The following is a 19,751-nucleotide window of genomic DNA, read 5'->3' on the forward strand; positions in this document are numbered from 1 at the left end:
GGCTGGCCACGGCGTCGCGTGTGGTCGCGGTTTGGACCGTTCAGGGGCGCCGTTCGGCCACCAGCAGCAGGCCCCCCATGATCGAGAGGTTCTTCAACAGCGCGATCCGCTCCTGGGGGTCACTCACATCGTTGTGGAAGATCAAGGTGGTGGGCACCAGGAACAGCAGCAGCAGGATCGCCCCGAGCCGCACCCGGACGCCGCTGATCACCAGCACCGAACCCACGGCCATCAGCACCATGGCTGCCGCCAGCAGCACCGGCGCGATCGGCAGGCCCCGGCCGGCCATCATCCCGGCCACGCCGGCGAAGCCCGTCAGCTTGCCGATCACCGCGTGGAGAAACACCAGGCAGAGCAGCACCCGGGCGATGCCATCGAGGAGCGAGGGCCTGGATCCGCTGGAGGAGGTCATCGGTGGCGGCGGGTGCGGGGGGGCGATGGGTTGATTCTGCTGGGGTTCCCCCGGGCCTGACGCACCAAGGGGCCAAGGCCTGACGACTGGCAATCTGGATCGAGCCTTTGCTGTTGACGTCTCCCATGGCCGCCGGCCCCCCCACTGCCGTGCTCGCGCTGCGGGGCATTTGTGTCCGCGGCCGCGAGCGGCCCCGGCTGGAGGACGTCGATCTGAGCCTGGGCCCCGGGGAGCGGGTGGCGCTGCTGGGGGCCAGCGGCGCCGGCAAGAGCACCCTGCTGGCGGTGGCCAACGGCCTGCTGGCGCCGGCGGCGGGCACGGTGCTCTGGGAAGGGCAGGCCCCAGCCCGCTCCCGCCGCGGCCGGCGGCGCCAGCAGGCCCGCATCGGCACCCTCTGGCAGGACCTGCGCCTGATCGAGGAGCTGACCGTCCAGCAGAACCTCAACGCCGCCCGCCTGGCCCGCTGGGGCTGGCCCCGGGCCCTGCTCAACCTGCTGCTGCCGCTGGATACCGACGCCTGCGCGGCGGCCCTGCGGGCCATGGATCTGGATCCGGCCCTGCTGGAGCAACCGGTGACGGCCCTCTCCGGCGGTCAGCGCCAGCGGGTGGCGATGGCCCGCCTGCTGCGCCAGGAGCCCACCCTGCTGCTGGCCGATGAACCCCTGGCCAGCCTCGATCCGCGCCTGGCCGGCGAGTTGCTGGCCCTGCTGCTGGCTCAGGCGGCGGCCCCCCGGGCCCTGCTGCTGAGCCTGCACCGGCCCGACCTGCTCGACGGCTTCGATCGGGCCGTGGGCCTCAAGGACGGCCGGGTGCTGTTCGACGGGCCGGTGGGGCAGGTCAGCGAGGCCCTGCTGGCGGACCTCTACGGGGGTACCCCGCCTTGCGAGACACCTTGAAACCGGCGGCGCCGTTGCTGATGCTGCTGCCGGCCCTGGTGCTGGTGCCCCTGGCCGTCCTGCTGCCGCCGCTGCTGCACGGGGGTGGCTGGGAGCTGATCGGCAGCTTCGCGCTGGCGGCGGTGACCCCCTCGCTGGATCCGGTGGTGCTCGCCTCGCTGCTGAAGGGGCTGGGGGTGACGGTCGGCATGGCCCTGCTGGGCTGGGCCGGCAGCCTGGTGCTCGGCCTGCTGCTGGGCGTGGCTAGCTCCCGCACCGTGTGGCGCACCCTGACGGGCAGCGGCGTGCCGGCGGAGCTGATCCGCCGCCTGCTGGCCCTGCCCCGGGCGATCCATGAGCTGATCTGGGGGCTGCTGCTGCTCCAGCTGGTGGGGCTGCAGCCGGCGGTGGCGGTGCTGGCGATCGCCCTGCCCTTCGGCGCCCTGGTGGCCCGGGTGCTGTCCGACCTGCTCGATGCCTTGCCCACCACCGGCCTGGAGGCCCTGCGGGCGGCGGGCGCCCCGGCGCCGGCGGCCCTGCTCACGGCCCTGGGGCCCGCCCTGCTGCCGGGGGTGCTCAGCTACGGCGGCTACCGCCTGGAGTGCGCCCTGCGCAGCGCCACCCTGCTGGGGGTGTTTGGCCTTGGGGGCCTCGGCACCGACCTCAAGCTGACGCTGCAGTCGCTGCAGTTCCATGAACTCTGGAGCGGCCTGTGGCTGCTGCTGGCGGTGATGCTCGCCCTGGAGGCGGGCATCAGCCTGCTGCGGCGGCGCTGGCTGGTACCCGGCCGGTTCGTGCTGGCCCGGCGCGGGGTGGGCGAGCGCAGCCGCGAGATGCTGCTGGCCCTGGCGGCCCTGCTGCCCCTCTGCGCCCTGGTGGGCCGCGGCCTGGGGGTGGACCCGGCGGCCCTGCTCAACTGGCAGCCGCTGCCCGGCCTGGGCGGCGGCGACTGGGCCACCACCGCGGCCCTGCCCTGGCCGCGGCTGGTGGGGGGCACCCTGCTGCTCACCGTCCTGGCGGCCTGCCTAGCGGTGGGGCTGGCGCCGCTGCTGCTGCTCGTCGTGGCGCCGGTGGGCTGGGCCCGGCAGGGGCTGCGGCTGCTCTGGGCCCTGGGGCGCCTGTGGCCGCCGCCGCTGACGGCCCTGCTTCTGCTGTTCGTGCTGCAGCCAGGGGTGATCACCGCCGCCCTGGCCCTGGGCTTCCACAACCTGGGGGTGCTGGGGCGGCTGTTGCTGGAGAGTGTCGACGCCACCGACCCGGCCGCTGAGGAGGCCATGGCCTGCGGCGGCAGCGGGCCGCGGCTGGCCCTGCTCTACGGCCGCTTCAGCGCCCTGGCCCGGCCCTACCTGGCCTACGGCGCCTACCGGGCCGATGTGATCCTGCGGGAATCGGTGGTGGTGGGGCTGGTGGGGGCGACCGGGCTGGGCAGCCAGCTGCTGGAGAGCCTCAGCTCCTTTGCCTGGGACCAGCTGCTGGCGCTGGTGGCGGTCTACGCCCTGCTCACCCTGGCCGGCGAGGACCTCAGCGACCGGGCCCGGCACCGCTGGTTGCGGGCGGCCTGATGGGTCGCCCGCGGGCGTGGCACTCCCCCGGAGGATGCCCCAAGGTGAGCCGGCCCCGGTGCCGCTGCGATGCCTCCGACGCGATCCAGTCCCGACCTGCCGGACCCACGCTTCCACTACCGGTTCCTGCATCGCGTCCCGCCGGCGGCCCGAACCGGCTTCCTGGAGCTGGAGGAACGGCTGCGGACCGCGGCCCGTGGCTACCCGGGCTTCGTTGAGGAAAGCCTGCCCACGTCCCTGGGCCAGGCCGACAACGGCGAGCTGCTCTACGAATCGGCGCTGACCTTCGCCAGCCTGGTCGATTTCCTGGGCTGGATGGACAGCCCGGAGCGGCGGAACCTGCTCAGCCCGGCCGAGCGCGGCGGCTACCGCTACGCCGGGGACGGCGACTGGGACGGCTATGCCCGCTGGCTGGGGGAAGCGGTGCGCCGCCGGGTGCCCGTGTGGAAGGTGAACCTGCTGGTGCTGCTCCGGCCCCTGCCGCTGGATGGTCCCAGCGGCCTGCTGCTGGCCAATGTCTGCAGCGTGGCCGTCACCGGCTGGTGGCTGGTGCCCTGGGTGAGCCGGCTGTGCCGGCCGTGGCTGGAGGGCACCAGCAGCCGGCGTGGCCAGCGGCTCACGCTGACGGCGATCCTGGCGAGCCTGGCTGATGCTGCTGCTGTTCCGCTCCCTGTCCGCCACCAGCACCTGAGCCCCCTCATCCTCCCCCTTCCCCTCTGAGCCGCGGGGGTCTCAGTAGCGGACCCGGTCGGGCTTGGCCTGGTACTCCTTCCACACCTCCACCGCCTCCTCCCTGAGGATCTGGGTGAGCCGGATCGAGCGCTGCTCCTTCGGCAGGGCCAGCTGCTCGTAGATCGGACGATCGTCGAAATCCCCGTATTCGAAGGCGTCCTCCACCGTGGCGGCGTAGTACACCGCCTCGATGCCCGCCCAGTAGCAGGTGGCCATGCACATCGGACAGGGTTCGGCGGAGGTGTAGAGGATGCAGCCGGGCAGCTTGAAGCTCTGCAGGGTGATGCAGGCCAGCCGGATCGCCTCCATCTCGCCGTGCCAGGTGGGATCGTGGCTCGCCACGACGCGGTTCATCCCCTGGGAGATGACCACGCCATCCCGGACGATCACCGCTCCGAAGGCCCCGCCGGTGCCGTACTCCAGGGCAGCTTTGCGAGAGAGTTCGATGGCCTGGCGGATGAAAGTCTCATGCTTCGCTATCGATGAAGCCATGAACTTTTCCTCGGCTGGTTCAGCGTAGCCTTGGCAGCAATGCCAAACCCCAGCCTTAGAAGGAGCCCAGCGGCGTCGCCACGGCTGGCTCGGGGGCGGGCGCTGCTTGGGGCGGCCTGTGCAGCGGTTGTTGCCGCCACCGCCCTGATCGGATCCGACACACTGGCGGAACCCCACACCCCTGCCGCCCCCACCGCCTCGGCCCCGGCGCCCCGGCCGCCGTGGCTCCAGCGGCTGATCCGGCAGTTGAAGACCCAGCCGATGGGCAACCCCCCGCAGACGGTGTGGCGCTACCTGTACCGGGGCCGGTTGGTCTACTACCTGCCCCCCCAGTGCTGTGATCAGTACAGCGTGCTCTTCGATGAAGATGGCACGGTGATCGCTGCGCCAGACGGGGGCCTCACCGGCCGGGGGGATGGCCGGGCGAGCGATTTTCACACCGTCCGCACCCAGGGTCTGCTGCTGTGGCGCGATCCGCGCGGCCAGGCGCGACCCTGATCAGGACCTGCCGGCCAGTTCGAGGCCATCGGCCAGGGGAATCCCCTCCTGCTGAAAGCGGGCCACCAGCCGCCTTCTCAGCTCGCGGGAGCAGGCCCACTGCTCGCCGGCGACGGTGGTCAGCAGGATGCTCACGGTGATGCCGAGCGGACCGGTGGCACTGACGCCCCGCAGCAGGGGCGGCGCCAGCAGGCGCGGCCCCCAGTTGGCATCGACGCGAAAGGCTTCGAGCTCCTCGGCCACCACCGCCAGCGCCCGATCGATGGCGGTGCAGCGGTGCGAGACCAGCAGCGTCACCTCCATGCCGGAATGCAGTTTGGTGTGGTTCACCACCCGGTCGAAGGCGCTGTTCTGGATCACCGCCACCCGCTGATCCAGGCAGCGCAGCTGGGTGCTGAGGACGCCCACGTCCACCACGTCGCCGGCGAGACCGCCGATCTCTACCCAGTCGCCGATGGCGTAGCGATCTTCGATGAGCACGGCGAGGCCGGCGGCGAAGTCCCGCAGGAGCCCCTGGAACACGATCGCCAGGCCGCCCAGCAGGGCGCCACCGGCCAGCAGCAGGGACGCCGAGGCCTGCCGCACCCCGGGGATGTCGATCAGGATCCAGAGCCCCGCCAGGATCAGGCTGGCCAGATCGATCAGGCGGTGGGTCACCCGCACCAGGCTGCGGTGGCGCTGCTCCCGCCGGGCCTGCTCCTCCACTGCCACCCTGGCGCCGTCGGCCCACTGGTTGAGCAGGAAGGTGGCCAGCGAGCGGCCCAGCAGGGCCACCGCACCGAGGATCAGGAACTTGAGGCCCCCCAGCAACGGCTGGAAGAGAAGCTCCAGGCCCAGGGGCACCTTCCCGGGCACGGCCATCACCCCCAGGGCCACCAACGCCGTGAGCTCGACCAGCACCAGCACCAGCAGCAGCTGACCGAGCAGGTGCCGGTGATGGCGGGAGGGTGCGCTGGAAAGCCGCCGGCGGTTGCGCCGCCAGAGCCAGAAGGTGAGAACCGTGAAAGCGAGCACCACCAGCTGGAGCGCCACAAGGGTGCGCCAGCGCCGGGTGATGGCTTCCGGCCCCGTCGCCTGGCGCGCATAGAGCAGGCGGCTCTCAAGACGCCGCCGCCAGCGTTCCGCCAGATCCCAGGCGTTGGTGCCGTTGAGGGCCGCATCGGCGTAGGTCACCGTGAGCAGCGGCAGCGGCTCGCTGCGCTCCGGTACCACCGCCTCCAGCACCACCTCGCCGCCGGGCAGGCGGCGGCGGTTCACCGCCACGGCGGGATTGCGCTGGCGACGTTCCTGGAGGGGGGAATTCACGCAGGCCCGGTCCTGGGGAGCGCCAAGCACCTGCAGCAGGATTCCCTCCGCGATCCACTCGCCGTCGCTGCACAGGGTGGTGGGGTCGTAGAGGAGGTCGAGATTGCCCTCGATCACCAAGGCACGCCGGCTGGCATCGGGCGCGTCGCCCTGATCACCCACCACCGGCGCCGCCACCGTGAGGGCGGGGATCCCCAGGATCCGCACCTTGGCCTGCTCGTAGCTGCCCGCGGAAAACCGCTGGCCGGTGCCTTCCCGGGCGGCAGGCGCCGCCGCGGAACCGGCGGCAGGAACAGGGCTGATGCCTGACCAGGCCGGCAACCCCAGCAGGGCGCTCAGCAGAAGGGCCAGGCCCCCCAGCAGCCAGGGCCGCCGCCGCCGCAGGCAGGCCCGCATCAGGTTTCCGTCAGCCGCGGCAGCAGTTGCACCAGGTTGCAGGGGCGGGTGGTCGCGTCGAGCTGGGCGCGGATCAGCCGGTCCCAGGCGGTGCAGACCGCATCGAGGGAGCCGGGCAACACGAATACCACCGTGCCGTTGGCCACCCCGGCCAGGGCCCGGCTCTGCAGGGTGCTGGTGCCGATCGTCTCGAAGGAGAGCACCCGGAACAGCTCGCCGAAGCCCTCGATGGTCTTGTCGAGCAGGGGCGCAACGGCCTCGGGGGTGCCGTCGCGGCCGGTGAGGCCGGTGCCGCCGGAGCTGATCACCACCTGGACGGCGGGGTCGGCGATCCAGCGGCTCAGTTCGGCCCGGATGCGGTAGCGGTCGTCGGGCACCAGGCTGCGCTCCGCCAGCCGGTGGCCGGCCGCCTCCAGCCGCTGCTGCAGGGCATCGCCGGAGGGGTCGTCGGCGAGGCTGCGGCTGTCGGAGACCGTGAGCAGGGCGATGGAGAGGCTCAAGGCCGGAGCGCAGCAGGTCCCCCATTGTGATCAGGCCGCCACCGCCTCCACCACCGTGACCGGTGACGGCGTCGGGTGGATCCCCGCCAGCCGTAGGCCGGCACGCTCCAGCAGTTCGGCGTACGCCGCGGGAGTGCGTTCCCGGCCGCCCTCGGTCATCACGAGCATGTTCAGATCGAGCAGCTTGCCCGGGGCCGGATCGTTCCCCGGGGGGATCACTTGCTCGAGGATCAGCAGCCGCCCGCCGGGGGCCAGGCCGGCGCGGATGTGGCCCAGGATCGTCAGGCAGGCGTCATCGCCCCAGTCGTGGAGGATGTGCTTGAGCAGGTAGGTGTCGCCGCCGGCCGGCACCTGGGCGAAGAAATCGCCGCCGGCGACGCTGAAGCGCCCCTCCAGCTCCGGCGGCACCGTCACCGGCGCCACCACCGCCGGCTGGTCGAAGAGGGTGCCGCGCAGGTGGCCGTGGTGGCGCAGCAGCGTCTGCAGCAGTCCACCGCGGCCGCCGCCTACGTCGATCAGGTGGCTGGAGGCGCTGAAATCCCAGGTCGCCAGCAGTGCCTCGGTCTCGACACGGGAGAAGTCGGTCATGGCGCCGTCGAAGATGGCGCCGCGCCCGGGGTTGTGGCCGTACCAGGCGAAGACGGGTTCGCCGAAACGGTGGTGGAAGGCGCTTTCGCCGCTGCGGACGCTGTGGAGCAGGTCGGACCAGGCGTCGTAGTGCTCACCACCGAGCATGCGTACGAACTGGCGCAGGGAGCCGGGGTGGTCGCTGCGCAGCAGCTCCGCCAGGGGGGTGAGCACGAAGCGGCGCGGCTGGCTCTCGCTCTCGGCGAACACACCCAGGCTCGCCAGGCCCCGCAGCAGCCGGAACAGGGACTCGCCATCGGCGCCGCAGCGGTCGGCGAGCTCCTCCGCCGCCAGACCCTCTGGCCCGGCAGCCGCCAGATGGTCGGCGACGGCCAGTTCGGCGGCCACATGCAGCATCTGGGTGACCCAGTTGCCGCAGGCGAGCTGGAGGAAATGGCCGGAGAGATCCGCGCTGGGGTCCATGGGGGCGGGGCAAGCGTGAGCCGTTCTACAGCGTGATGCCGGCCCCGCAGTAGGGCCGCCATTCCCCCTCCGCCTTCTCCGCCACCAGCGGTACAAGCGTGAGCTGCAGGGGGGTGCCGGCCGCCACCTCCACCCGCAGTGCGGAGTAAGCGCGACGCAGCCTGGAACCCCGGCCGCTGCGGCCGAGGAAGAGGCGTGAGCGGGCCACGACACGCTGGGCACCGGGTGGACCCTCCAGCAGCTCGGGCCCCTCAGGCCTCTGGCGGCGCAGGCTGTAGCCGCTGCCCCCGCAGATCGCCCAGGGGATATGGGCGTCGCCGTGGCCGGTGTCACCGGTGTCGAGCACCTCCAGGCAGTGGGCATGGCCGCTCAAGGCCAGATCAAGCAGGGGCCGGCCGGCCGGCAGATCGCCGAGGGCGGCGGCGACCCGATCGAGTACGCGGCGCAGTTGGGTGCGGACGGCCCTGGTCTGGCCCTGGTCCCACTTGCTGACTTCGGTGACGTAGGGGGGATGGTGCAGCATCAGCATCCGCCCCCGCACCTCAGGGTTGCGCCAGGAGGCGATCAGGGCTTCGGTCAGCCAGTCGAGCTGGGCTTCGTCGACCGGGGTTGTCCGTCCGGCACGGGCGGAGGCGCTGCTGGCGAGCTGCTTGTCGATGTCACGGATCTGTTCATCGATCTGCTCGGCCAGGGTGGCCCGATCCGTGCGGGCGTCCTCGTCGTTGCTCAAGGGGCTGAGGGAGCGCAGCAGATCCGAATGTTCGGCGTCGAGTTGCTCGCGGCGCCGTTGCAGCTCCCCGTCGTCGGTGCCGGCCGGCAACGGGTGGTTGAAGGTGTTGGAGTCGAGGGCGAAGACGTCGACCCCGGCCCAACGGAAGGTGTAATAGCGGTGGGGCAGACGGGTGAAACGGCCGGGCCGGTAGAGCAGGCAGCTGGCCCCATCGACCGTCGCTGTGCGGGTGCAGCTCAGATGCTCGCCCAGGTCGGACTCCGGCACGGCGCTGAGCACGTCGAGGAAAGCACGTGCCCAGGCCTGACCCACGAAGGAGCCGTGCCAGCCCACATCCAGATCCAGCCAGGCACGCAGCAGTCGCCGTGGCGGCCCCGTCAGGCCGGCGAGCAGCCCAAGCGGCACAGGGAGGTCGTAGTAGTCGTGGTTGCCGGCCACCGGCAGGAAGGGCACCCGAAAGACCAGCTGGTCGTAGCGCAGCCGGCGCCAGTCCTCACCGCCCACGATCCATTCGCGGTAAGGACGGATGAAGTTATCCGGGTACTGCTCGCTGGAGCCCACCTGGTAGACGACGTCGCCGGTGTGGAGCAGGAAACGGGCGTCCGTGCCATGGGCGAGCAGTTGCTCCGCCACCCGCCGCTGGGGACTGTGGCGACGATGCAGCCCGGTGCCGCTGTCGCCCAGCACGAGGAAAGAAAAGGCTTCGGGTGTCATCGGATCCCCCTCGATGGCCAGGCGGCAGGGATCGATGCGGCGGCGGATGAGCTCCGGATGGCCCCAGCGCACCCGTTCAGCCATGCGCTGGATCTTGGTGGTGATCCCCGCTTCGGAGGCCAGGTTCATGGGGCCCCGTTCACGGTGGCGGCATCGGCGCGAACACCGTGAGGGAACCTGGCACGCAGGTGAAGGTCACGGTTTCAGCCTCGAGCATCTCTCCATCGATCACCAGCTTCTGGGGCGGATCGGTGGTGATCGTGATCTCTCTGGCCCGCAGGCAGATCAGATCAGGGTGGTTGGCAGGCGATTGCACCACGGCGGATGTCAGCAGAGAGGCGAGGGCATTGAGTCCCTGCAGCCGCGTGGTGGGCGAGGCGATGGTGATCTCCAGCAGGCCGTCGTCGGGGATCACCCGCCCGAAGCCCTGGGCCAAAACGGAGGTGGGTGGGGCCACGTTGGCCACGGTGATGGCGGCCGCCTGCACCTCGGTGACGAGGCCGTCGATCTCGAAGCGGGCCTGGAACGGCTGTTGGGTCGCGAGCTGCTGCGCTCCGGCGAGCACGTAGGCGAGCGGACCGAGCATCGTCTTGAGCTCGCGTGTGGCCCGGTCCACCATTCCGGCCTCGAAGCCCAGCCCCGCCAGCAGGGTCATGGGCACATCGTTGCAAAGGGCTGTGTCCACGACGAGGGTGTGGCCGGCCAGGATGGTGTCGCAGGCGCCGAGCAGGTCGGTGGGGATGCCGAGCGCCGAAGCGAAGGCGTTGGCCGTGCCACGGGGGATCACGCCCAGGGGAATGCCGGTCCCTGCCACCGCCCCTGCCACCGCCGAGACGGTGCCATCTCCCCCCGAAGCCACGATCATCACGTTGTCGGCATCGGAGGCGGGGCGAGACTGCAGCAGATCAACCAGTTCCCGGGTCTGCTCGGCTGGGTCAACGCCTTCTCGGGTGAGCAGCACCGTGACGAGGAACTGGGGTTCGAGGATCGAACGGATCAGGGCCAGGTCGGCATTCGGATCCCCTTGGCCGGCCACGGGATTGAAGATCAGGTAGGCCGCCCGGCCGTGGGCCAGGCCTCGCATCAGCAGATCGGCCGTCGCGGAACTGAGCGCCAGGGGGACCGAGGCCAGATCACAGGCGCGCAGCAGCAGCCGGGCGTCGGGCGGTGTGCCCGGCGGCGCCTCCGGATCGAGGAAGGCCAGCACCAGATCCACGCCACCGGCGAGCACGCGGGCGGCCAGACGGATGTCGCCTCCCTCGGCGAGCGGCTCAAATGCCGTGACCGTTAGGTGAGATGTGCGCGGATCGCCCTGGAGCCGCCCGGCCAGTTCGGTGGTGGCGATCAGGGGAAAGCCGGCGACAGCGAGGGCCTGTCGATCAAGCCACTCGAGCAGCGCCTCGTGGCGCGACTCACTCGCCAGCAATACCAGAGATTGGGTCATGGCCTCTCACGCTAGGCGGGTATGGCTCCCTGCCCTTCCAGAGCACGCGGGGGAAGCCAGACGGTGGCCTTGCCCATGGAGCCGCTGGGATCAACGTATGGGTAGCCTTAGAGGACGAAGAACCAGTCTCTTAAAGAGGTGAATGGGCTGGCTGAGGATTTGCAGATGGGCTGCAATCAAGAGTCGGATCTTGCAGGCCACGATCGGCCTGAATGGTTGGCACTGTCCCACGGTGTCAACAATGCACTACGTGGTCGACACCAGCAGTGGATGCTAGTCATTCATGATGTTGTTGCACAACGATCGCTTGATGGCCACTTCAGCGGCTGATCCCCTGCCTTCCTGGAACAACGGCCCCACCAAGCAACGGCTGCTGGCGTTCATCGCCAAGGTGACAGAGGAGGGCTCTGGCAGCTTCGTTCCAAGGGCTGAACGCATCGCAGTCCATGACAACGATGGCACGCTCTGGCCGGAGAATCCGATGCCGTTCCAAGCTGCTTTTCCATCGACCAATTAAGTCGTCGCGTTCTGAAAGAACCCGCACTTGGCTTGGATCCCATGGTCCAGGCCGCGTTGGCCGGCGATGTTGAAACACTCCTGAAAGGGCGTCGCTTTGAAGGTCTGATGCAGGTCCTGGCACTCACCCATGCCGGGATGACGATCGGTGAGTTCCACGCTGCTGTCGAAGCCTGGTTCACCTCGGCCACCCACCCGCGCTACGGCAGGCCCTATGTGGATCTCACCTATCTGCCGATGCAGGAGCTGCTGCGCCATCTACGGGCCAATGGTTTCAAGAACTTCATTGTTTCTGGTGGTGGCACGGATTTCATGCGCGTCTGGGCGGAGCGTGTTTACGGCATCCCCCCGGAGCAGGTGCTGGGTTCAACGGCACGGACGACGTTTGAGCTCCGTGATGGCGGGCCAGTGCTGACAAAAACCCTCGATCAGTTGTTCGTGAACGACAAGGAAGGCAAGCCAGTGATGATTCACCAGTTCATCGGCAGGCGGCCGATTCTTTGTTGCGGCAATAGCGATGGCGACCTTGCGATGTTGCAATACACCACGATCAACAATCCGCGACCGAGCTTCGGTCTGCTTGTCCACCACACCGATGGTGAGCGCGAATATGCCTACGACGCCGTGACGAAAAGCACTGGCAGGCTGGTCAATGCCCTCAAGGAGGCTCCAGGTTGCGGCTGGCTGGTTGTGGACATGAAGCGTGACTGGACTGCCGTTTTTCATGACTAGGAGCCAGCCAAGACCGGGCTGCAGGCAGGACTATGGGCGCAATTTCTGCTCGCTAGCGCCGCCACGGTCAAGGAGGCACTGGCGTTGCTCGGCACGGTGCAGGTGGTGATGGTGGAGGCCCATGGGTCAAGGACAACGGGTGGTGCACCACGGCCGTGACGACCCAATCCTGACGAACGATCCCACCGACGAGCAGCAGATCGCGCTCGTGAAGCAGCAGGACTTTCCCAAACCCAGCAGCGACACTCCCCTGCCTGGCAATGTGAAGCCATCGGATCGCTTCCAGCGGGCAGCCTATTTTGCAGCGTTGCTGCCTGAACCAAAAAGCGAGCGGGAAGCTGTTGCAGGACTATTGGCCATCATCCGCCATGTGTCCGTTCCCTTTGGTGCGCCCTGCAAGGGCTTTGGTCGTGACAAAACGGAGTACCGCACGGTGATGAATCTCGTCGACAAGTGCTACTTCTTTGAGCTCACAACCAGCCCCAATGTGCTTTGGGTGAGCCTTGAGTGGTTTGACCTGACACCCTGTGCGCCGGTGCTGATTCTTGACCCCGATGCCAAGGCGTTATCCGGTGACGGGACTGGAACGTTCAAGAAGGCTTTGACGGCGCCCTTCTGAGTGTTGCTGACGTGCTTCACCGTCTGCCGTGGCGGGTCGTTCAGGGGGCGGCAAGCACGCTGTTACCTCTTCCGCGGAGAGCGATGGCCCCCGCGAGCTCCTAGCGTCAGGCATTCTCAGCCCACCAGCGTCTCACGACCGCCATGACGACGCAGTACTACACCGCCTCCAGCCTGGATGGCTTCGTCGCCACCGAAGACGACTCCTTGGAGTGGCTGTTCCCTCTGGGCGATGTCAAGGAAGCGGGCTATCCGGCCTTCATTGCCCAGGTTGGTGCGATTGCCATGGGAGCCTCAACGTATGAATGGATGCTGCACCATTCCGACAAAGTTGTGGAGGATTCGGGTTCCGCCTGGCCCTTCACCCAGCCCACCTGGGTGTTCACCCATCGCGACCTGCCACCGATCGAGGGCGCCGATCTTCGTTTCGTTCAGGGCAGCGTCCAGGACGTCCACCGAACGATGGTGGAGGTGGCGGCTGGGAAGAACATCTGGATTGCCGGCGGCGGGGCACTGGCCGTCCAGTTTCATGATGCCGGGTTGCTGGATGAGGCCATCATCCAGATTGGTTCGGTCACCCTTGGCCAGGGCAAGCCGCTCTTCCCCCGTCGGGTGACCAACCCACCCTGGCGGTTGCTGTCGGTGCGCCAGATCGGTTCGGGTCTGGCCGAGCTGCATTACGCGCTGCCAGGTCGTTGATGCAGCCGATCCTGGCGCCGTGCCCCGCTGGGTGCGGGTGAGAATCATGGCGACGGTGATTCAGGCCATGGCTAGCCGCTGATGCAGAGCAGCGTTTTCACGGTGGTCCTGCTGCCTCTGGCGTTGGCCATCGTCATGCTCGGCATGGGCCTCAGCCTGCAGCCCGAAGACTTCCAGCGCATCACGCGCTACCCCAGGGCGGTCGCGGTGGGCACCGTCTGCCAGACCCTTGGGTTACCGCTGCTGGGGGGCCTGATCGCCCTGGTGGTGCCCATGGAGCCGGCGATGGCGGTGGGACTGGTGGTCGTGGCCGTCTGCCCGGGCGGGCCGTCTTCGAACCTGATGACCTACCTGGCCCGGGGGGATGTGGCCCTGTCGGTGACCCTGACGGCCGCGAGCAGCATCGTCACGGTGGTCACGATTCCGCTGTTCACCAACCTGGCCCTCCAGCATTTCCTGGGGGAAGGGGCCGCGATCACCCTGCCGATCGGCACCACCATGCTGCAGATCGTGCTGATCACCCTGCTGCCGACGGCCATCGGCATGGCCATCCGCCATCGCTTCCCCGGGCCAGCCCGACGCCTGGAGAAGCAGATGGGCCGGCTGGCCGGGGGCCTGCTGGCGCTGATCATCCTGCTGCTGTTCATCCGCGAAGCCCCCAAGTTGCCGGGGTTTCTGGCGCAGATGGGACTGGCCATCGCCCTGCTCAACGTGCTGGCCATGCTGGGGGGCTTCCTGGCTGGAAAGCTGTTCCGGCTGCCGCTGGCCCAGCAAGTGTGCATCGCGATCGAAGTGGGGATTCAGAACGGAACCCTGGCGATCGCCATCACCGCCGGCCTGCTCAACAACCCCGACATGGCGGTGCCGGCGGCGGTCTACAGCCTGCTGATGTATTTGTTCGGCTTTGGCGCTGTCCTCTGCGGCAGGCGCCTGATCCCTGCGGTCCGCCGGGCGTGAACTCCCTTGGACCATGTGCTGATCATCCACGCTGTGCGGGACTACGGGGCCTGGAAACCGGCCACCGGCGCCAGGGAAGCGGCAACCCGCCCCCTGAGATCAGCACTGCCAGAATGATTGTCGTTTCAGGAGCCGCCGTGTCGCGCCTTCGGCCGCCCCTCGTCCACCTGGCCGCCGCCGGCCTCCTGGCCGCCCTCGGCAGCGCCCCCGCCCTGGCCCAGCAGCCCGCCCCTGGCGCCCAGAAGGCGGTGTTCGCCACCAAGGCTGAAGCCGAGGCTGCCGCCAAGCACTTCAACTGCACCGGGGCCCACAAGATGGGCAACCAGTGGATGCCCTGTGCCACCCATGGCGAAACCCAAGGCGGGACGTCCGGCCACGGCTCCCACTGATGCCTGACCCAGTCGCGCCGGAAACCCCTCCCTCCGGCGGCACCCCTCCTGCGATGAGCCCCTCAGCCTGCGGTGGCCGGCCGAAGATCGTGGCCATCGGCATCGCCCCTTTGGGCATCATCTCGATCGGCATCGTCCCCATGGGGGTGATCAGCATCGGCGTCGTGCCGATGGGGGTGCTGAGCCTGGGGGCGGTGGCGATGGGGGTGATCAATGCCTCCGTCGTCGGCATGGGCATCCTGATCGCCGGGGTGAACGTGATGGGCGTCTGGTGGGTGGGGATGGAGGGGATGGGCCCCTACCGGCTGGGGAGCCCGAGCGGCCAGGTGCACCATCACCACAACCACAGCTCAGGCCAGGGCCAGCCGAACCTCTACGCCTACCCCAGCCGCGAGGAGGCCCTGAGGAAGGCGAAGGAACTCGGCTGCGAAGGGGCCCACGCCATGGGCTCCCTCTGGATGCCCTGCGCGGAGCACCCGTCCCCCTGAGCTCAGGCCAGCGTCTTGAACATCACCAGGGCATCCACCTCCCCCAGGCGGGGATGGCGGAAGGCCCCGGGCAGCCGGCCGATGGTGCGGAAGCCGTTGCGGCTCCAGGCCGCCACGCCGGCGGTGTTGGTGCTCACCACCAGATTGAACTGCATCGCCGTGAAGCCCCGCCGCCGGGCCTCCTCCTGGGAGTGGCGGCAGAGGGTATGGCCCACCCCCCGGCCCCGGGCGGCCTCGGCCACCACATAGCCGGCATTGGCCACGTGGGCGCCCAGGCACGGCTGGTTGGGGCGCAGGTAGTAGGTGCCCAGGATGGCGCCGTCCGCATCGGTGGCCACGAAGGTGGCGGCGACGGCCCCCACCCAGGCCTGACGGGCGGCGTCGCTGTCGATGGCCGGGTCGTGGGGGAAGGTCTCGCCGGCCCGGAACACCGGCTCCAGCACCGCCCACACCCCTGGCCAGTCGGCCGGCTCGTAAGCCCGGATCATCGCGCCGCTTGCACCACGATCGATTTGGTCACCGTACCGGGCAGATTCCGCGACACCGGACAGACCTTCATGCGCCGCTCCAGAAAGGCCAGGGTGGGCGCATCCAGCTCGGGCGTCACCGCGCCTTCGGCCGCCTCCAGCCGCACCTCGAACGTGCCACTCACCGACTCGACCATCCAGCCGGCGGAGGCGGTCACGTTGAGCCGTCCGTCCACCGCCGCCAGGGGCAGGTGCCGCTCCTGGGCGTTGGCCACCAGGTAGTGGTGCTGGCAGAGCAGCAGCGACAGCAGGTACAGCCGAAAGCCGGGGGTCTGCAGGCTGGGCTCCAGCGGCTGCCAGGGCTCAAGCTCGCCATCGCGGAAGTCGACGCTGAGGGCATCGCCGACGGCCCCGTGGCGGCTCTGCAGGCGGAACTGGAACAGGAGCTTGGTCATCGCTGCTGCGGGACGGTGTGGGGGGAGGAGATGGAGTTGTTTTGACGTTGGAGGGCTTCAGCGCCCGTGAGCAGGGCCGAACCGACCAGCAGGGCGGCGAAGCCCTGGCGCAGGTGACGATCCGACAGGTGCGGGGCCAGGGCCTGGCCGCCGATCGCCCCCGCCAGCCCACCCACCACCAGGGGGCCGAGCAGCGGCAGGCCTGCCGTGGGCCAGTGCCCCAGGGCGGCCAGGGCCACGAGGCTGTTGGTGGCAATCAGCACCAGGCTGGTGCCGCTGGCCAGGGGCATCGGCAGCCCGGCCAGCAGCACCAGGGAGGGCACGATGGCGAAGCCGCCGCCGACGCCGGCGATGCCGGTCAGCAGGCCCACCAGCACCCCCTGGCCCGCCAGGGCCAGCGGCGATCCCCCCGACCGGGGCGCCCGGGCGGTCGGCGTGCCGGTGGGGCGCCGCGAGAGCAGCCAGGCCGCCACCAGGGCGGCGGCGGCGAACACCGCCAGCTGCACAGACTCGGGGATCAGGCCGTGCTTCACCAACGTGCCTCCGAGCCAGCTGCCCGCCAGGGCCGGCACCCCCAGGAGCAGGGCGGGCCGGGGCGCCACCTGGCGCCGCCGAAGATAAGGGCCGGCGTTGGCCACCGCCAGCAGGGTCACCGCCAGCAGCGAGAGCGGCACCGCTTCCCGGGTGGGCAGCCCGGCGCCGCTGATCAGCAGGGGCAGCAGCAGGATCGAGCCGCCGGCCCCGAGCACCGCCAGCAGGAAGCCGATCAGGGCACCCCCACCGGCCATCAGCAGCAGAACGGCGGCACTCAAGGATGCACCCGGTTCCAGGGCATCACGGCCAGCAGGCGGGCCATGCCGCAGAAGCCGCTGATCCCGGCGAAGCTGAGGCCGGCTCCCACCAAGCCGCTCAGCCAGATCCAGCCCGGCGCCACGGTCTGGCTGAGCAGCACTCCCACCAGCACCAGGCCGCCGGCGACGATCTGCACCTGGCGCATCAGCGGCAGTGGCGCCCTGGCGTGCCGTTGCACGGGCAGGCCGGCTTCCTGCCAGGCCCCGAAGCCCCCTTCCAGTTCCGCCAGGGGTTGGGGATGGCCGCGGCGCAGCAGGTTGGTCAGTCCCTGGCTGCTGCGGCTGCCGCTCTGGCACAGCAGCACCAGCGGGCCCTCCGGCAGGGTCTCACTGCCCAGCCGTGACAGGGGGATGTTGTGGCTGCCGGCGATGTGCCCGGAGGCGTATTCCATCGGTTCGCGAACGTCGATCAGCGTCAGCGGCACGGCCTGCCGGTGGTCGGCGAGGTCGCGGGGGGAAAAGCGTCGCGGGGTGGTGGTGGTCATGCTTCTGACGGTGGGGGAGTGAATGGGGAAGGGGGTGTTGCGGGCTCAGGTGGGGGTCGGGGTCGGCACCTCCAGCGGCAGGCCCTCGGCCTGCCAGCCCCGCAGGCCGCCGCGCAGGTTGGCTACGGGGTTGTGGCCCCGCTTCAGCAGCTCCTGGGTGGCCAGGGCCGAGCGGCTGCCGGAATGGCACAGCACCACCACGGGCTTGCCTGTAGGGATCTCGGCGGCGCGGGCTGCCAGCTCCGGCAGGGGGATGGCCAGGCAGCCCGGCACCTGCCCATCGGGCCCGAGCACCTCGGCCTCGGAGCGCACATCCACCAGGGTCAGCTGGTCGCGGTGCGCGGCCACCCAGGCGGCTGCCACCTCCGGCAGGCCCGCGTAACTGCGTTCGACCGGTCCCCAGTCGTCCTCTTGGCTGTGGTCAGCGTCGCTGGGCCTGCCCGAGCGCAGGTTGGCCGGCAGGGCCTCGGCGATCCGATGGGGATGGGGCAGGTGCAGGTTCTCCATGTAGCCCACGAAGTCCCGCTCGTCGGCACCACCGCCGAGCCTGGCGTTGTAGGCCTTCTCTTCGGCGACCGAGCTCACCTGGCGACCGCTGTAATCGTGCGCTGGGTAGAGCTGACACCGGTCCGGCAGCGAGAGGATCTGCTCGGTGATCGAGCGGAAGAGGGTGTGGGCATTGCCCTGCTGGAAATCGCAGCGGCCGCAGCCCCGCACCAGCAGGGCGTCGCCGGTGAAGGCCAGGCTCCGGTCGTCGAGCACGAACGTGAGGCAGCTATCGGTGTGCCCCGGGGTGGCGCGCACTTCCAGATGGCGGCCGCCGAAGCGCACCCGCTCGCCATGGGCCAGGGGCAGGGTCACGTTCCTGGCGCGGGCCGCGGCGGCCAGGCCGATGGCGCAGCTGGTGGCCTGGTGCATCCGCCAGCTGCCGGTCACGTGGTCGGCATGGGCGTGGGTGTCGAGACAGGCCACCAGATCGATGCCCAGTTCCCGCGCCAGGGAGAGATCGCGGGGGTGTTGTTCGTACACCGGATCGATCAGCACCCCTTCGCCGGAGGGCACATCGGCCAGAAGGTAGGTGAAGGTGCCGGTTTCGGCGTCGAAGAGCTGGCGGAACAGCAGTTGTGCCCCGCCGGCGGCGGCGTCAAGCGGAAACGGAGGGACGGACGCCATCGAAACAAGCTGGGCTGGCTGCTATGACCATACACGCATACAACGACTAAAGAGTGGATGCGGCTGCGATGCAGCGTCCCGCAGCGGCCAGCTCCGTTGCGGAACCGATCTGGCTTGGGCCACGGCTCGGGAAACCCTGCATAATTCCTCTAGCGACATACCCTTCTGCCATGGTCGTTGCCGGCCCCGGTTCCATTCCCAGTCCCGAACTGCTGGAGGAGTTCAGCCAGTTCTTCCGCCTGCTGAGTGAACCGGCCCGGCTCCAGCTGCTCTGCCATCTGCGCCAGGGTTCGGCCGATGTCGCCTATCTGATCGAGGCCACCGGCTTCAGCCAGTCCCACATCAGCCGCCAGCTGTCCCAGCTGCAGCGGGCTGGCCTGGTGACCTGCGACCGGGACGGGGTCCGGCTCATCTACCGGGCCGACACCGAGCTGGTGGAGGAGCTCTGCAACCTGGTGCAGCACCGCATGAAGCAACGCCTCCAGCAGCAGCTGGATCAGCTTCAGACCGCCTGAGGCTTGTCCGCTGCGGCGCTGTTGCCGCCTCCATGGTTAACCATGGCCTTGACCCCCCTGCTCAGAGCCAGTGCACCGGGTAGGTGGAGGCGCCTTTCACCCCTCGGCTGAACAGCCAGGCCAGCAGCACCAGCAGCACGGATCCGGACAGCACCGGGAACAGGACGAATCCCATGCCCGCCTTGAGGAACACCCCGAGGAAGGCCACGCCGCCGGCGGGCGGATGCAGGCAGCGGCACCGCTGTCCCACCACGATCGTGAGTCCCACCGCCAGGGCCACCCCCCAGACGCCGTCCCAGCCGCCGCTCACCACCAGCCAGGCGATCACCCCCGCCACTCCGTTGCCCAGCACGATGTTGCGGGGCTGGGCCAGGGGACTGCGGGGATGGCCGAACAGCAGCACTGAGGAGGCCCCCAGCGGAGCGGCCATCAGCAGGTAGCCGCTCCAGGCGCTGAGGCCACCGAGGAGGCCGAGCGAGAGCAGGGCCCCCAGCCAGGAGAAGGTCAGGTGGTGGCGGGTAAACGTCGGCTGGTAGGCCCTGCCGCGCTCCCGCTCGCCCTGCAGCGAGGCCCGCAGTTGCCCCAGCCAGCGCCGAGCAGCAGGCGAATCCATCCTGGTTACAGGAGGGGGTCGGCCTTCGGCTGTCGACGGATTGGCCCGGAGGGTCATCTCAGGCCACCGGGGCATAGACGTCT

At 69.6% G+C, this 19,751-nt stretch carries 25 protein-coding genes; 12 read left to right on the forward strand and 13 right to left on the reverse strand.

Features of this window, described 5'->3' with window-relative positions:
* Window positions 1-40: 40 nt before the first annotated feature.
* A complete protein-coding gene (locus KUG43_RS04305; protein ID WP_216906453.1) occupies window positions 41-412 on the reverse strand; it encodes a DoxX family protein in 372 nt (123 codons plus the stop codon).
* Between the two features lie 125 nt (window positions 413-537).
* Here KUG43_RS04305 and KUG43_RS04310 point away from each other — a divergent pair, with 125 nt between their 5' ends.
* The 3 genes from KUG43_RS04310 (at window position 538) to KUG43_RS04320 (ending at window position 3,569) form a co-directional block, all read left to right on the forward strand.
* Window positions 538-1,308 (forward strand): ATP-binding cassette domain-containing protein, encoded by a 771-nt coding sequence (locus tag KUG43_RS04310; protein WP_216906455.1) that lies wholly within the window; start codon window positions 538-540, stop codon window positions 1,306-1,308.
* A gap of 20 nt (window positions 1,309-1,328) precedes the next feature.
* Window positions 1,329-2,849 (forward strand): PhnE/PtxC family ABC transporter permease, encoded by a 1,521-nt coding sequence (locus KUG43_RS04315; protein ID WP_286194400.1) that lies wholly within the window; start codon window positions 1,329-1,331, stop codon window positions 2,847-2,849.
* Between the two features lie 69 nt (window positions 2,850-2,918).
* Window positions 2,919-3,569 (forward strand): putative antibiotic biosynthesis monooxygenase, encoded by a 651-nt coding sequence (locus tag KUG43_RS04320; RefSeq protein ID WP_216906457.1) that lies wholly within the window; start codon window positions 2,919-2,921, stop codon window positions 3,567-3,569.
* Window positions 3,570-3,581: 12 nt separating this feature from the next.
* Here KUG43_RS04320 and KUG43_RS04325 read toward each other — a convergent pair whose 3' ends face one another.
* Complete coding sequence (locus KUG43_RS04325) at window positions 3,582-4,073, reverse strand: nucleoside deaminase (RefSeq protein WP_216906459.1); 492 nt, start codon at window positions 4,071-4,073, stop codon at window positions 3,582-3,584.
* A 39-nt stretch (window positions 4,074-4,112) separates the two neighbouring features.
* On the opposite strand from KUG43_RS04325, the gene KUG43_RS04330 reads away from it, so the two are divergent.
* Complete coding sequence (locus KUG43_RS04330; RefSeq protein WP_502988577.1) at window positions 4,113-4,571, forward strand: DUF6970 domain-containing protein; 459 nt, start codon at window positions 4,113-4,115, stop codon at window positions 4,569-4,571.
* Here the strand turns inward: KUG43_RS04330 and KUG43_RS04335 are convergent, their stop codons facing one another.
* Genes KUG43_RS04335 through KUG43_RS04355 form a run of 5 tightly spaced genes read right to left on the reverse strand, consistent with a single transcriptional unit; the run spans window position 4,572 to window position 10,710 of the window.
* Complete coding sequence (locus KUG43_RS04335; protein ID WP_216906463.1) at window positions 4,572-6,272, reverse strand: mechanosensitive ion channel family protein; 1,701 nt, start codon at window positions 6,270-6,272, stop codon at window positions 4,572-4,574. It abuts the gene before it with no gap.
* Window positions 6,272-6,772, reverse strand: a complete 501-nt coding sequence (gene moaB / locus KUG43_RS04340) for a molybdenum cofactor biosynthesis protein B (protein WP_216906465.1) — start codon at window positions 6,770-6,772, stop codon at window positions 6,272-6,274. The genes KUG43_RS04335 and moaB overlap by 1 nt, the downstream gene beginning before the upstream one ends.
* A gap of 30 nt (window positions 6,773-6,802) precedes the next feature.
* On the reverse strand, window positions 6,803-7,822 hold the full coding sequence (locus KUG43_RS04345; RefSeq protein WP_216906467.1) for a methyltransferase: 1,020 nt from the start codon (window positions 7,820-7,822) through the stop codon (window positions 6,803-6,805).
* Window positions 7,823-7,847: 25 nt separating this feature from the next.
* Window positions 7,848-9,395, reverse strand: a complete 1,548-nt coding sequence (locus KUG43_RS04350; RefSeq protein WP_216906469.1) for a metallophosphoesterase family protein — start codon at window positions 9,393-9,395, stop codon at window positions 7,848-7,850.
* Between the two features lie 10 nt (window positions 9,396-9,405).
* A complete protein-coding gene (locus tag KUG43_RS04355) occupies window positions 9,406-10,710 on the reverse strand; it encodes a diacylglycerol kinase family protein (protein ID WP_216906470.1) in 1,305 nt (434 codons plus the stop codon).
* Window positions 10,711-10,993: 283 nt separating this feature from the next.
* Between KUG43_RS04355 and KUG43_RS16900 the strand changes: the two genes are divergently transcribed.
* The 7 genes from KUG43_RS16900 to KUG43_RS04385 all read left to right on the forward strand — a co-directional run bounded on the left by KUG43_RS16900 (window position 10,994) and on the right by KUG43_RS04385 (window position 15,109).
* Entirely contained in the window at window positions 10,994-11,227 is a 234-nt protein-coding gene (locus KUG43_RS16900) for a hypothetical protein (protein ID WP_286194374.1), read from the forward strand.
* Between the two features lie 41 nt (window positions 11,228-11,268).
* Window positions 11,269-11,958: an HAD family hydrolase gene (locus tag KUG43_RS04360; RefSeq protein WP_286194375.1), complete on the forward strand. Its 690-nt coding sequence runs from the start codon at window positions 11,269-11,271 to the stop codon at window positions 11,956-11,958.
* A gap of 121 nt (window positions 11,959-12,079) precedes the next feature.
* Complete coding sequence (locus KUG43_RS04365; RefSeq protein ID WP_216906472.1) at window positions 12,080-12,577, forward strand: linear amide C-N hydrolase; 498 nt, start codon at window positions 12,080-12,082, stop codon at window positions 12,575-12,577.
* A gap of 143 nt (window positions 12,578-12,720) precedes the next feature.
* Window positions 12,721-13,275 carry a dihydrofolate reductase family protein gene (locus KUG43_RS04370; RefSeq protein ID WP_216906474.1) on the forward strand — a complete coding sequence of 185 codons (555 nt, stop codon included), beginning with the start codon at window positions 12,721-12,723 and terminating at the stop codon, window positions 13,273-13,275.
* A gap of 81 nt (window positions 13,276-13,356) precedes the next feature.
* On the forward strand, window positions 13,357-14,232 hold the full coding sequence (locus KUG43_RS04375) for a bile acid:sodium symporter family protein (RefSeq protein ID WP_216906476.1): 876 nt from the start codon (window positions 13,357-13,359) through the stop codon (window positions 14,230-14,232).
* Between the two features lie 137 nt (window positions 14,233-14,369).
* A complete protein-coding gene (locus tag KUG43_RS04380; protein ID WP_502988574.1) occupies window positions 14,370-14,621 on the forward strand; it encodes a DUF3721 domain-containing protein in 252 nt (83 codons plus the stop codon).
* A complete protein-coding gene (locus KUG43_RS04385) occupies window positions 14,621-15,109 on the forward strand; it encodes a DUF3721 domain-containing protein (RefSeq protein ID WP_286194376.1) in 489 nt (162 codons plus the stop codon). The genes KUG43_RS04380 and KUG43_RS04385 overlap by 1 nt, the downstream gene beginning before the upstream one ends.
* Window positions 15,110-15,111: 2 nt before the next feature.
* Here KUG43_RS04385 and KUG43_RS04390 read toward each other — a convergent pair whose 3' ends face one another.
* From KUG43_RS04390 to KUG43_RS04410, 5 genes are read right to left on the reverse strand one after another with little or no spacing between them, the layout of a single operon-like run.
* Window positions 15,112-15,597, reverse strand: a complete 486-nt coding sequence (locus KUG43_RS04390; RefSeq protein WP_216906480.1) for a GNAT family N-acetyltransferase — start codon at window positions 15,595-15,597, stop codon at window positions 15,112-15,114.
* Complete coding sequence (locus KUG43_RS04395; RefSeq protein WP_216906482.1) at window positions 15,594-16,031, reverse strand: hypothetical protein; 438 nt, start codon at window positions 16,029-16,031, stop codon at window positions 15,594-15,596. The genes KUG43_RS04390 and KUG43_RS04395 overlap by 4 nt, the downstream gene beginning before the upstream one ends.
* Complete coding sequence (locus KUG43_RS04400; RefSeq protein WP_353617925.1) at window positions 16,028-16,843, reverse strand: sulfite exporter TauE/SafE family protein; 816 nt, start codon at window positions 16,841-16,843, stop codon at window positions 16,028-16,030. Before KUG43_RS04400 ends, KUG43_RS04395 begins: the two co-directional genes overlap by 4 nt.
* Window positions 16,840-17,367, reverse strand: a complete 528-nt coding sequence (locus KUG43_RS04405) for a rhodanese-like domain-containing protein (RefSeq protein WP_216906484.1) — start codon at window positions 17,365-17,367, stop codon at window positions 16,840-16,842. Before KUG43_RS04405 ends, KUG43_RS04400 begins: the two co-directional genes overlap by 4 nt.
* Window positions 17,368-17,412: 45 nt before the next feature.
* Window positions 17,413-18,540, reverse strand: a complete 1,128-nt coding sequence (locus KUG43_RS04410; RefSeq protein WP_216906486.1) for an MBL fold metallo-hydrolase — start codon at window positions 18,538-18,540, stop codon at window positions 17,413-17,415.
* A gap of 170 nt (window positions 18,541-18,710) precedes the next feature.
* On the opposite strand from KUG43_RS04410, the gene KUG43_RS04415 reads away from it, so the two are divergent.
* Window positions 18,711-19,055, forward strand: coding sequence for an ArsR/SmtB family transcription factor (locus tag KUG43_RS04415; protein ID WP_216906488.1), 345 nt, complete (start codon window positions 18,711-18,713; stop codon window positions 19,053-19,055).
* A 61-nt stretch (window positions 19,056-19,116) separates the two neighbouring features.
* On the opposite strand, the gene KUG43_RS04420 is transcribed toward KUG43_RS04415, so the two are convergent.
* Window positions 19,117-19,668, reverse strand: a complete 552-nt coding sequence (locus tag KUG43_RS04420) for an HPP family protein (protein ID WP_216906490.1) — start codon at window positions 19,666-19,668, stop codon at window positions 19,117-19,119.
* Between the last annotated feature and the right edge of the window lie 83 nt (window positions 19,669-19,751).

It is taken from the genome of Synechococcus sp. CCY 0621 (assembly GCF_019038465.1).
Classification (GTDB): Bacteria; Cyanobacteriota; Cyanobacteriia; order PCC-6307; family Cyanobiaceae; genus Cyanobium.